Origin of the sequence: Aldersonia sp. NBC_00410, from assembly GCF_026342035.1 — a bacterium.
In the GTDB taxonomy this organism is placed as follows: domain Bacteria; phylum Actinomycetota; class Actinomycetes; order Mycobacteriales; family Mycobacteriaceae; genus Aldersonia.
The window spans coordinates 491,630-504,224 of sequence record NZ_JAPENM010000004.1; the positions used below are offsets into that span (position 1 = coordinate 491,630).

At 66.3% G+C, this 12,595-nt stretch carries 7 protein-coding genes and 1 pseudogene; 3 read left to right on the forward strand and 5 right to left on the reverse strand.

Annotated elements, in window-relative coordinates; all coding sequences use genetic code 11:
* The first annotated feature begins 22 nt into the window (after positions 1-22).
* From OG921_RS12585 to OG921_RS12595, 3 genes are read left to right on the forward strand one after another with little or no spacing between them, the layout of a single operon-like run.
* Positions 23-985, forward strand: a complete 963-nt coding sequence (locus OG921_RS12585) for an ATP-binding cassette domain-containing protein (RefSeq protein WP_323182767.1) — start codon at positions 23-25, stop codon at positions 983-985.
* The gene (locus OG921_RS12590; protein WP_266112773.1) at positions 982-1,785 is read left to right on the forward strand and encodes an ABC transporter permease; all 804 of its coding nucleotides are present in this window, start codon (positions 982-984) and stop codon (positions 1,783-1,785) included. Before OG921_RS12585 ends, OG921_RS12590 begins: the two co-directional genes overlap by 4 nt.
* Positions 1,782-2,621 carry an ABC transporter permease gene (locus OG921_RS12595; RefSeq protein WP_266112774.1) on the forward strand — a complete coding sequence of 280 codons (840 nt, stop codon included), beginning with the start codon at positions 1,782-1,784 and terminating at the stop codon, positions 2,619-2,621. Before OG921_RS12590 ends, OG921_RS12595 begins: the two co-directional genes overlap by 4 nt.
* A 183-nt stretch (positions 2,622-2,804) precedes the next feature.
* Here OG921_RS12595 and OG921_RS12600 read toward each other — a convergent pair whose 3' ends face one another.
* The 5 genes and pseudogenes from OG921_RS12600 to OG921_RS26695 form a co-directional block, all read right to left on the reverse strand.
* Complete coding sequence (locus tag OG921_RS12600) at positions 2,805-3,866, reverse strand: alpha/beta hydrolase family protein (protein WP_266112775.1); 1,062 nt, start codon at positions 3,864-3,866, stop codon at positions 2,805-2,807.
* A 233-nt stretch (positions 3,867-4,099) separates the two neighbouring features.
* Complete coding sequence (locus tag OG921_RS12605; protein ID WP_266112776.1) at positions 4,100-5,161, reverse strand: alpha/beta hydrolase family protein; 1,062 nt, start codon at positions 5,159-5,161, stop codon at positions 4,100-4,102.
* 103 nt (positions 5,162-5,264) lie between these two features.
* Entirely contained in the window at positions 5,265-9,875 is a 4,611-nt protein-coding gene (locus OG921_RS12610) for a non-ribosomal peptide synthetase (RefSeq protein ID WP_266112777.1), read from the reverse strand.
* Positions 9,844-10,833, reverse strand: a complete 990-nt coding sequence (locus OG921_RS26690) for a condensation domain-containing protein (protein ID WP_353962096.1) — start codon at positions 10,831-10,833, stop codon at positions 9,844-9,846. Before OG921_RS26690 ends, OG921_RS12610 begins: the two co-directional genes overlap by 32 nt.
* An 84-nt stretch (positions 10,834-10,917) precedes the next feature.
* Positions 10,918-12,580 (reverse strand): annotated as a pseudogene (locus OG921_RS26695) (non-ribosomal peptide synthetase); the annotation flags it as partial.
* Positions 12,581-12,595: the final 15 nt, after the last annotated feature.

Below are 12,595 nucleotides of genomic sequence, written 5' to 3' on the forward strand. Positions count from 1 at the left end.
TTGTAGACATGCTGGAGAGTGAATGCTGTATTCGCACGACGCGGCGGTGGTCGTCGACGGGATTCACAAATCATTCGGCGGAGTGCACGCACTGCGCGGAGTGAGTTTCACCGCCGAGCGCGGCACTGTACTCGGCATTCTGGGCCCCAACGGCGCCGGCAAGACCACCGCCGTGAAGGTGCTGTCCACGCTGCTGCAGCCGGACAGCGGCACGGCGAAGGTCGCCGGGTATGACGTCGTCGCCGAGGCGCCCGCCGTGCGACGCGCGATCATGATGACCGGCCAGTACGCCGCTCTCGACCAGAATCTGTCCGGCCGCGAGAACATCGAACTCTTCGCCCGGCTGATGGGCATGGACAAGCGTGGTGCTCGCCGGCGCGCCGACGAACTGCTCGAGCAGTTCGATCTGGCCGGCCCCGGCAAACGACCCGTCAGCGGCTACTCCGGCGGTATGCGCCGCCGGATCGACTTGGCGTGCGGCCTGGTGGTGCGCCCGGAGGTCGTGTTCCTCGACGAGCCGACCACCGGCCTCGACCCGCGCAGCCGACAGGGCGTGTGGTCGCTGGTCGGCGCGTTGAAAGACCAGGGCATCACAGTCCTGCTGACCACGCAGTACCTCGAGGAAGCGGACGTCCTCTCCGACAACATCATCGTCATCGACCATGGCACGGTAATCGCCGAGGGCACCGCCGACCAACTCAAGTCCCGCACCGGTGCCAGCTACTGCGAGGTGGTGCCGCTCGATCCGCAACACCTCGGGGCTGTGGCCACCGCACTCGGCGATCTCGTGCCCGCGAACGCGCTGGCCGAGAGCGATGGCAGCGACCGGCTGTCGATCCCGGCGCCCAAGGGTGCGGGCACGCTCGCCGAGGCGCTGCGCCGACTCGACGATGCCGGGCTCGAACTGACCGATATCGCGCTGCGCCGCCCCTCACTCGATGATGTCTTCCTGGCCTTGACCGGTCACACGGGCGGTCATCAATGACAATCGACTTCAGCACGGGTTACGCCGGCTCGAACGACGATCTGCAGCCCAACGGATTCCAGCAGTGGCGTGCGTTGACCGGCCGGACCATGCGCACCATGGTCGGCCGCAGTCAACTCTTCGTTGCCATCCTCATACCTCTCGTGTTCACCCTCGGCTACTACCTCCCGCTGAAGTACGTGATGTCCGTGCGGGGCGTCGACTATGCGCAGTACGTGATGCCGATCGTCGTGCTGCAGACGATGGCGTTCACGATGATGTCGAACGCCCAACTCGCCGCGTTCGAGACGATGAACGGCTTCAACGAGCGGATGCAGGCCATGCCGGTCGCCGCCCTCGCTCCACTCGGTGCGCGGATCACCGCCGGGCAGTGCCGCTCGATCGTCGCGCTCGCCGCCGCCATCGGGTTCGGGCATGTGATCGGGTTCCGGTTCGTTGCCGGTACCGGACAGGCCATGTTGTTCTGCGTGTTCGCACTCGCGGTGGGCCTGGTGCTCTCGCTTGGTGCCGACGCGCTGGGCGTTATCACCAAGAACCCCCAGGCCCTTAGCCAAGCACTGGCCCTGCCGACACTGATCCTGGGCATGCTGTCCTGCGGATTCGTACCGGCTACCGGATTCCCGGAGTGGATACAGCCGTTCGTGCGGAATCAGCCGATCTCACAGTTCTCCATCTCGATGCAGGCGATGACCACCACGGGTGTCAGCTTCCATGTGCTGTGGCCCTCGCTGCTTTGGCTCGGCGGGGCCGCCGCGCTGTTCGTGCCCCTCGGCGTGTGGGCGAGCGGGAGACGCGGATGACCACCACCGAACCCCGCACGAGCATCGTCTTGCCCGAGCCCACGCACCAGTACGGCGAGCAATCGGCGCACGCCCTTGTCGAGCACAGCATGCTGCAGACCAAACGGCTGCTCATGACGTGGACGCGCTCCCCCGGAACGCTGTTTCAGGTCGTGCTGTACCCCGTGCTGACGATGCTGATGCTGCGCATCGTGCTCGGCGACTCGGTGACGGCGGCCACCGGCCGGCCGAGCATTTACGGCACGGTGCCGATGATGACGCTGATCGCCGCGATGTCCGGCGCGACGGTGAGTGCTCTGGGGCTGAGCATGGAGAAGTCCTCGGGTCTGCTCGGGCGGTTCTGGACCATGCCGATGCACCGCGCCTCTGGGCTGATGGGACGGCTGATCGCCGAAGGGCTTCGCGTGTTTCTCACGACGGTGGTGATCGTTGTCGCCGGAGTCGCACTCGGCTTCCGATTCGAACAGGGCTTCCTGGCCGCGCTCGGCCTGCTCTGCCTTCCGGTGGTGTTCGGGGTCGGCTTCGCCGTCTTCGTGACATCACTCGTGGCATATGTGGATGGCATTCTGCTGGCCAATGTGATCGGGATCATGGTCACGCTGCTGATGTTCTTCAACACCGGCTTCGTCCCGGCTCAGGCTTACCCGGAGTGGCTGCAGGGCTTCGTCGAGAACCAACCCATGTCGTGCGCGATCGATGCCATGATCGGCCTCTCGCTCGGCGGACCGGTGGCCGAACCCTTGATGAAGACGATCATCTGGTCCGCCGGTCTGTTCGTCGTCTTCCTCGTCCCCGCCGTTCGGGGTTACCGCAAGGCCGCCGAGACCGGCAGCTGAGCCTCCTCCAACACGCCGCTTATCGACTGAACGGAACCGTTCATTCGATCTGATCGACTGAACGGTTCCGTTCATTCGGTGGCACGACCGCGCACGCTGGGAACGAACAAGCCCCGCACTCCGCTGCTGCGGGTGCGGGGCTTGCCGGCGTTCGAGGTGTCAGATGCCCACCGACGCGGCGCGTCAGATGCCCATCGAGTGAGCGAGCACCGGCCACGAGTTGTGCAGGTCGTCCTCCCAGTAGCCCCACGAGTGGGTGCCGGTGGGACGGAAGTCGAACGTCGCCGGGATGTTCAGCTGGTGCAGCCGGTCGGCGAGTACGTGGGTGCACTGGTTGGTTGCGGCCTCGATGACTCCGCCGACGAGCATCTGGTTGGCCAGCGTGCCCGCCTGTCCCTTGATCAGCGGATCACCGAGCGTGTCGTGCGGGCCGGGCAGGCCGGTGCCGTTCGAAACGAAGATCTCCAGGCCGCGCAACTCTTCGGCACGGAGGGTCGGATCGTTCGCACGCCAAAGCGGGTTGTCGAGCGGGCCCCACATGTTGGTGACGTTGCCGCCGCCCCACACGTTGACGGTGATCTGCACGTACTGCTGGCCGAGTGGTTCCGCCGTCTGGGCGCAGCCACTGTAGGCGCCGATGCCCTTGTAGAGGCCGGGTGCCGCGATGGCGAGGTTGAAGACGGACGTGCCGGAGGTGGAGATGCCCGCAATCGAGTTGACGCCGTTTCCGTTGAAACCGCCGTCCATGAGCGGCGGCAGCTCCTTGGTGAGGAACTCGGTCCACTTGTTCACACCGAGCTTCTTGTCCGGCTGGAGCCAGTCGGTGTAGTAGCTGAACTTGCCTGCCAGCGGCGTAACGACGTTGACGTGCTTGTCTTTGAAGAACTCGACGTAGTCCGACTTGACCGCCCAACTCGCGCTGTCTTCACCGCCGCCGGCCCCGTTGAGCAGGTACAGCGTGGGGGCGGGAGTGCTGGTGTCCGCCGCTCGCAGCACCGTCACCGGGATGTCTCTGTTCATCGCGGTCGAATGCACCGTGACAGTCAGCCTCCGGGGGTCCACCACTTTGATCGAGACAATCTTCGACCCGTTCGCGGACGTGACGCTCGGCACTGCAGGCGCACCGCCCGACGGTTGAGCAGCAGCGACGCCGGCGACACCGGCGATAGGAACCATCAGCAGGGCGCTGCTCAAGACGAGTGCGCGCACTCCGAAGCGTCGAACCGCCGTCCTGGCTCTGGGCATGAACCATCTACCTTTCGTTCGTCGAGAGAAAGGCAATCCACGCCCGTCCCCCAGTCAGACGCACACGCTATCTGCGTCGATCCGCGAAGCGCCGAGTATTGATGTAAATCATCGGCCCAGCGGCCGTAACGTTACCTACGCGATGGTTTCCGGGGGTCGCTTGCCGCGATCGCCGCGTCCTCGTATCGAGAGTGCTGCGGCGATCGCGTGAACCCGCCGTACAGCCGGTACCGCTAAATGCCCATTGACTGGGCGAGTATTGGCCACGAGCTGTGCAGGTCATCCTCCCAGTAGCCCCACGAGTGGGTGCCGACCGGGCGGAAATCGAATGTGGCCGGGATGCCGAGCTGCCCGAGCCGGCCCGCCAGGTTGTGCGAGCACAGGTTGGTAGCCGCTTCGATGGCGCCACCGATGACGATCCGGTCTGCCAGTGTGTTTACCTGCCCATCGATTCCCGCATCGGCGAGCGTGTCGTACGGGCCCGGCAGGCCGTTCCCGCTGGAGACATAGATCGCGTGACCGCGCAGCTTGTCGGCATGCAGTAGGGGGTCGTTCGCCGCCCACAACGGGTCGTTCGGCTGGCCCCACATGTTGGTGACGTCGCCCCCACCCCAGACGTCGACGACCGTCTTCACGAACTGCTGGCCCATCGGGTCCGAGGTTTGTGCACAACCCGAGTACGCACCGATGCCCTTGTACAACCCGGGTGCGGCGATCGCAAGGTTGAACACCGAGGTGCCCGACGTCGAAAGGCCGGCGATCGCGTTGACCCTGGTTGTGTCCAGCGCCGCATCAACGAGCGGCGGCACCTCTTGGGTCAGGAACGTCTGCCACTTGTTGACGCCGAGCGTCGGGTCCGTCTTGACCCAGTCCGTGTAGTAGCTCCACTTGCCGGCGAGCGGGGTCACGACGTTCACGTGCTTATCTTTGAAGAAGTCGATGTAGTCGGTCTGGACCCCCCAAGTCGCTCCGTCTTCACCGCCACCCGCGCCATTGAGCAGGTACAGCGTTGGGGCGGGCTTACTGGTGTCCGCGGGCCGCAGCACAACCAATTGGATGTCTCGGTCCATGGCGGTCGAATGCACCGTGACACGCAGCCGTTGGGGAGCTCGGTCTTCGATCAAGGTGATCTTCGACCCGTCCGCCGATGTCACGTCGGGCACCGCAGGCGCACCACCGGACGGCTGAGCAGCGGCGACACCGGCGAAGCCGGCGATCGGAACCATCAGCAGGGCGCTGGTAATGACGAGTGCGCGCACGCCGAAGCGTCGAACCGCAGTCCTGGCTCTGGGCATGGACGATCAACCTTTCAGTCGTGTCGAGAGAGAGGCACACGCCTGTCTCCCAGGTCAGCCGCACACGTTCGCCGTGACGATCCGCGCGGTACTGGACATTCGTCTAAATATCGGGTCCTGTAACCGCAGCGTTACCTATGTCGCGTTTTCCGCGGATCACGTCGGTCGGCAAGACCGCCATTCCCACAGGCGCGGAGCCTGCGGAGCGACCATCAGTAGCTGGCGCGGAGCCTGCGGAGCGACCATCAGTAGCTGGCGCGGAGCCTGCGGAGCGACCATCAGAAGCTGCCGCGATCTCCTCGCCGATCACCGGCAACACATCGGGCGCGGTCATGTGCCAGTGCGTCGCGTTGACAACCCGGTTGTGCACCGTCCCTTCGACGAACTCCTGCCACGCGGTAGCCGCCGCGGAGCCGCTCGGATCGTCCGCGCCGGCAGTTAGGTATCGAACGGCGCCGCGGAACACGCCTGGAGTGTGCCCGGCGAGCAAACCGTAATCACGGTTCGCGTTGTCGACGAGTGTATGGAGAAGGGCCTCGGCCATCTGCGGGGCGATACCGTACTGACCGGCAATCCCGGCCGCCACCGTCGATGCCGAATCCACGCCGTTCGGACCGGACATCTCGGGCCCGGTCGTTTCGACGCCGATTCCGCCGAGCAGCTCGGCCGCCGAGAGCGCGTCCACGTTCTCGACTTGGCCGCCCCAACGGTTCTCGGGATAGCAGTCGATCATCACCAGGCTCGCGACCTCGTGACCTCGTGACTGCAGTTGTACCGCGATCTCGTGCGCGAGGACACCGCCGAGTGACCAGCCGAGCAGGTGGTAGGGACCACTCTGCTGCACCGATCGGATTTCGAGTGCGTAGCGCTCCGCCAGCTCCCGCAGTGTCTCCGGCGCGAAGTCGGGTTCGGAGAGCGAGGGCGTCTGCACGCCGTAGATCGGTCGATCCCGCTCGACGACCCCGGTGAGTCCGCCATAGCACCATGCGAGCCCGACGATCGGGTGCACGGCGAATACGGGTGCTCCACTACCCGCGGACCGGATCGGCAGAACTACACCCAGGCCCGTGGCATCGGTGCCGGAGCCGTCCTGGCGGCGTGCGATGGACGCCGGTGTCGGGTCGGAGAACAACCACTGCAGCGGCATCTCGATCCCGGCGCGATCACGTAGCTCAGCGATGACGCGCACCGCCGAGAGCGAGTTGCCACCGAGATCGAAGAAGTTGTCGTCGGCGCCGACGCTTTCGACGCCGAGAACTTCCCCGAACGCGGCTGCGACTGCTCGCTCCATCGGGGTGATCGGCGCGCGGAACACCGCCACCTCGAACACCGGCGCCGGCAGCGCCTTACGATCCAACTTCCCCGACACATTCAACGGGAACGCCTCGAGCACCATCACCGACTCGGGCACCATGTACGAGGGCAGCAACTCCTTGACCGCCGAGCGCAACGCGTCCACATCGATCTCGGTCCCCGCCACCCGCGGCACGATGTAGGCCACCAGGCGGTCACCCAGATCGTCCGCGCGCACCAGCACGACCGCCTGACCCACCTGCTCCTGCGCCAGCAGCGCGGTCTCGATCTCACCGAGCTCGATGCGCTGACCACGGAACTTCACCTGGAAATCGGTACGCCCCAGGTAATCCAGCTCACCCGAGCCGGTCCACCGCACCAGGTCACCGGTGCGGTACATGCGCCCACCCGCCGGGTCGAACGGGTCCGCCACGAACCGATCCGCCGACAGATCCGGGCGACCGTGATACCCGCGCGCCAACTGCACACCCGCCAGATACAACTCACCCGAGACACCATCCGGCACCGGACGCAACCGGGCATCCAGCACATAGGCCCGCGAATTACCCTGCAGCACACCAATCGTGACACTCGCCGCATCCGCGGGGACCTCGACCGCGGTGATCGACACCGCCGCCTCCGTCGGGCCGTACAAGTTCTGCACCCGCGCCGACGACACGCTCGCGAACGCGCGCACCGTCTCGAGCGGCAACGCCTCACCGATCACGAACACATCGCGCAACGTCACCAACTGCTCCGCGCGGGCTTCCCGCGCGAACACCGACAACATCGACGGCACGTAATCGGTCAGCGTCACACCATGTTCGGCGATCACCCGGCACTGATACGCGGGATCGCGGTGACCATCCGGAGTCGCCACCACCAGCCGCGCACCCACCGCCAGGGTCAGGAAATAACCCCACAACGACACATCGAACGTCGTCGCCGTCTTCTGCAGGTAAATGTCATCGGCGGTGATGCCGTACTCGCCGATCATCCAGCCGACCTGGTTCACAATCGCCGCATGCGGGACCGCCACACCCTTCGGGCGGCCCGTCGAACCCGACGTGTAAATCACATACGCCGAATTGTCCGGCCGCACCGGCGCCACCCGATCCGCATCCGTCACCGGAGCAGCCGAATACGCAGACAGGTCGAGAGTGTCAACGGAAAGTACAGACCTCTCCCCTGCCTCGAACCCATCCCGGGTCGTCGACAGCACCACCACCGGCTCCGAGGACTCGAACACATACCCGATCCGCTCGGCCGGATGATCGGGATCCACCGGCACATACGCACCACCCGCGGTCACCACCGCATACATACCGACCACCAGATCCAGACTGCGCCGCATCCCCAGCACAACCCGCGACTCCGGACCCACACCCAACGACACCAAATGCCGCGCAAGCCGATTCACCCGCGCCGAGAACTCGCCATAGGACAGCGACTCACCCTCGAACACCACCGCCACCGCACCCGGGGTGGCGGCAGCGGCCCGCTCGAACCGGTCCAGCAACAGACCCTCGAACACTCCCACATCGGTCGCATTGCGCTCGGTGAGCACCGCAGTGCGTTCGGCGGCATCGAGGATCTCGATATCCCCCACCGGGATGTCGGTGTTGGCGACCATCGTCGCCAGCACCCGCACGAACCGGGCGGCGAGTGTCTCGATCTCGGCGGTGTCGAACACGGCCAGGTCGTACTTGAAGTCGACCACCAATTGTCGCGAGACGCCGACGAACAGGGCGAGCGGGTAATGCGTTCCGTCGCGCATCTCGACACCGGTGACCTGCATTCCGTCGAGCGCGGAACCGGCCTCGCTCAACGCTTCCTGGTCGATCGGGTAGGACTCGAAGACGAACAGCGTGTTGAACAGCGCCGCCAGGCCGGCCGCCTGGTGAATCTCGGTCAAACCGATGTAGTGGTGTTCGAGCAGATCGGCCTGCTCGGACTGCAACCGGCGCAGCAACTCCGACACGGTCGCATCAGCAGCGATACGGACCCGGACCGGGATGGTGTTGATGAACAACCCGACCATCGACTCGACCCCGGCCACCTCCGCCGGGCGACCCGAGACCGTGGCACCGAACACCACATCGGACTGCCCGGTCATGCGTCCGAGCAGGATCGCCCACGCCGCCTGCACCATCGTGTTGACAGTGACGCCGAGCCCGCCCGCGACCGCGGTGAGCCGCGCTGTCTGCGCCTCGGACAGGCCCACGCTGATCTTGATGGAGCCCGCCCCGGCATCCGGGCGCGGTCCCGCCGACTCGAGCAGCGTCGGGCCTTCGAGTCCCTCGAGGGCCCGCGCCCAGGTCGCCAGCGAACCTTGGCGGTCCTGCGCGGCCAGCCACACCAGGAAGTTGCGGTACTCCCGGACCCGTGGCAGCACGGACAGGTCACCGCTGACCGCGTAGAGCACCAACAGGTCCCGCATCAGCAGCGGCATCGACCAGCCGTCGAGCAGCACGTGGTGCGCGGTCACGCCCAGCTGCCAGGCGTCGTGCTCGGTGCGGATCAGGGTGAACCGGACCAGCGGCGGACGGGTCATATCGAACCCGTCGGCCTGATCGGCGGCCAGCACCGCACGCGCTGCCTCGGCCCGCTCGCTCTCCAGCAGATCTGTCAGATCCAGCTCACGCCACGGCACCTCGACCCGCTCGAGAACCAGCTGCACCATGACACCGGACGAGTCCGCCACGAACGCGGTCCGCAGGTTCGTGTACCGCTCGGTCAGTGCCTGCGCCGCGCCCCGCAACCGCTCCGGGTCGACATAGCCACCGAGATGCACGGTCGCGTGCGTCGTGTACACGTCGACGTCGCCGGTCTCGGCGGTGAGCATCGCGTGGAACAACAGACCCGACTGCATCGGCGAGAGCTGCCACACATCGGTCAGGTTCGGGTAGCGCTGTTCCCAAGCTTCGATATCGCCCTGACCCACCGCCACCAGCGGCAGATCCGACGGCGTCAAACCACCCGCACCCGGCAGCACACTGTGCGCGGCCAAGCCGGCCAATGCTTCGCGCCACAGATCCGCGAGTTCCTGCACGTCGGCGCGGTCGATCACCCCACGCGGGAAGGTGAACCCGGCACCGAGGACGCCGTCGTCCGCAACGATCGCGTTGATGTCGACCACCGCCTGCGCGGGAATGGTGGACTCGACCTGCGAGGTCAACGCCCCCAACGCCCCGGACAGTCCCCACCCGATGTCGGCGAGTTCCGCCGGTACTTCGGTGCCGCCGACCCGGCCCAGGTAGTTGAAACTGACCTGCCCGCGGGGTAGTTCGGCCAGCACCGCACCCTCGGGGTTGAAGTGACGCAGCAGCCCGTAGCCCATGCCCCGATCCGGGATGGCGAGCAGCTGCTCCTTGACCGCCTTGATGACCTCACCCGCGGCCGGGACCACCGGCGAAGGCATCGGCCACATCGATCCCGGCCAGATCCGCGCGCACCGGGTAGGCACTGGTGAACCAGCCCACCGTCCGCGACAGATCCGCCCCCGGAATCAGCGTCTCCTCGCGACCGTGGCCCTCCATCCGCACCAACGCCGAGGAGATATCCAGACCCCGGTTGCGCCGCCACGCCACCAACGCCATCGCCAACCCCGCCAACAAGGCATCGTTGACACTGGCGCGGTACAACTCGGGTAAATCACGCAGCACCGCGCCGGTCACCTCGGCCGGGATCTCGATATCGACCCGATCCATCGTGGACCCGATATCGACCACCGGATCCAGCGCCCGCGAACCCAGTAGCGGATCCGCGACGTCGAGCAGGTCCCGCCACAGATCCAGCTCCGCCGACCGAGCAGGCGCGAGCGCTTCCTCGGCCAACGCGTGGGTCCAGCGGCGCATCGAGGTCCCCACCGGCGCCAACGCCACCGGCTGACCCGCGCTCAGCTGCGACCACGCGATCGCCATGTCCGGCACCAGAATCCGCCACGACACACCATCGACCACGAAATGATGCCCCACGATGTAGAGCACACCGTGCCGACTGTCACCGGCGAAGTCGAACCACAGGAACCGCACCATGTCACCGGTCTGCGGATCCAGCTCACGCAGAGCCGCATCGACAGCCGCCGATGCGACCGAGTTCAACTCGGCGTCATCGATATCGGCGGGCACCGGGTAATGCCGGATCCACTGTGCGACATCGACCGACCCGACCGGACGGGCCTCGAACACCCACTCACCGTTCTCGTCACGGTGCAGCGTGGCCCGCAGCATGTCGTGCTGATCCACCACCGCAGCAATCGTCGCCCGCAGCAGTTCGGCATCCATCGACGCCGGAACCTGCACCGGCACCGACTGATTGAACGTGCGGTAATCCCCGCCACCGGCCAGGAACCCCGCCATCACCGGCGTCAACGGCATGAGGCCCACACCCGCACCCGGCAGCTCCTCGAGCTGCTGCACGACACTGGTGCCGTCGTCGAACACCGCGACCTCGGCCAAACCGGCCACCGACCGCTGCTCGAACACATCACGCGGCGTAAACCGGATCCCCCGCGCCCGCGCCCGGGACACGAACTGGATCGAAACGATGCTGTCCCCACCCAGGGCGAAGAACGAATCATCGACACTGACCGACGCCACGCCCAGGACCTCGGCCATCACCTCGGCAATCCCCTGCTCCAACGGGGTCGACGCCGCACGGAACTCAGCCACCTCGAACACCGGCGCCGGCAACGCATTACGGTCCAACTTGCCGGCCGGGGTCAACGGCACCTGCTCGATCACCACGAACGCCGACGGCACCATGTACCCCGGCAACCGGTCCCCAGCGAACTTCGCCAACACCACCGAATCCAGCACCGCACCCGGCACTGGCTGCACATACGACACCAGCACCGTCGCACCCGAATCCAGCGTGCGCCCGACCGTCACCGCGAACCCGACCGACTCGTGCGACGCCAGCACCGCGTCGATCTCACCCAACTCGATGCGCTGACCACGCAGCTTCACCTGGAAATCGGTGCGCCCCACATACTCCAACTCGACCGCACCAGCGCTTCTCGCGAAGCGGGACTTCGGCGTCGCCTTCCAACGGACCAGGTCACCCGTGCGATACAACCGGCCACCGGCACCGAACGGGTTCGCGATGAACCGCTCCGCCGACAGGTCCGCCCGACCGAAGTAGCCGCGCGCCAACTGGGCACCGGCCACATACAACTCGCCCGCGACCCCGAACGGGACCGGCCGCAACCGGGCATCCAGCACATGAACCTCGGTGTTCCACACCGGCGACCCGATCGGCACCACAGACACATCCGCATCGGTCACCGTGCGTGACCTGCACCGTCGCCTCGGTCGGGCCGTACAGGTTGTGCACCTCGACACCGGGCACCGCCAGCCGCAACTGCTGCGCCACATCGCCACCGAGCGCCTCACCACCGGTGAACACCGCCCGCAACGCCCCATAACCACCCGCCGGGATCTCGGCGAGGAACACCGGCAACATCGCCGGCACGAACTGCACCACCGTCACCGACTGCTCATCGATCAACGCCGACAGATACGCCGGATCACGATGACCCTCCGGCTCGGCCACCACCAACGCCGCACCCACCGACAACCCAACAAACAACTCCCACACCGACGCATCGAACGTCGCCGGCGTCTTCCACAACACGATGTCGGAATCGGTCACGTCGAACCGCTCGGCGAACCACGCCACCTGATTCACAACCGCGCGATGGGTGACCGCCACACCCTTCGGCCGTCCCGTCGACCCCGACGTATACAACACATACGCCGTGTTACCCGCCCGCAGCGGCGCGAGCCGATCCGAATCGGTCACCGGCACATCTGCGTACGCCGAGAGATCAACAGTGTCAATGCAGAGAAGTGGGCGCTCCGCAGGCTCCGCGCCGGGAACAGACCTATCCCCCGCATCGAACCCGGCGTCGGTCGTCGACAGCACCAGCACCGGATCCGCCGACTCCAACACATACCCGATCCGCTCGGCCGGGTGATCCGGATCCACCGGCACATACCCACCACCGGCAGTGATCACCGCGTACATCGCGGTCAACAAATCGGTGCCACGCCGCATCGCCACCGCAACCCGCGACTCCGGACCCACACCCAGCGACACCAGATGCCGCGCAAGCCGGTTCACCCGACCCGAGAACTC

Coding starts and splice junctions, on each gene's coding strand:
- OG921_RS12585 (WP_323182767.1), top strand. CDS start 23: ATGCTGTATTCGCACGACGCGGCGGTGGTCGTCGACGGGATTCACAAA.
- OG921_RS12590 (WP_266112773.1), top strand. CDS start 982: ATGACAATCGACTTCAGCACGGGTTACGCCGGCTCGAACGACGATCTG.
- OG921_RS12595 (WP_266112774.1), top strand. CDS start 1,782: ATGACCACCACCGAACCCCGCACGAGCATCGTCTTGCCCGAGCCCACG.
- OG921_RS12600 (WP_266112775.1), bottom strand. CDS start 3,866: ATGCCCAGAGCCAGGACGGCGGTTCGACGCTTCGGAGTGCGCGCACTC.
- OG921_RS12605 (WP_266112776.1), bottom strand. CDS start 5,161: ATGCCCAGAGCCAGGACTGCGGTTCGACGCTTCGGCGTGCGCGCACTC.
- OG921_RS12610 (WP_266112777.1), bottom strand. CDS start 9,875: ATGCCTTCGCCGGTGGTCCCGGCCGCGGGTGAGGTCATCAAGGCGGTC.
- OG921_RS26690 (WP_353962096.1), bottom strand. CDS start 10,833: ATGCCGTTGACGCCGGTGATGGCGGGGTTCCTGGCCGGTGGCGGGGAT.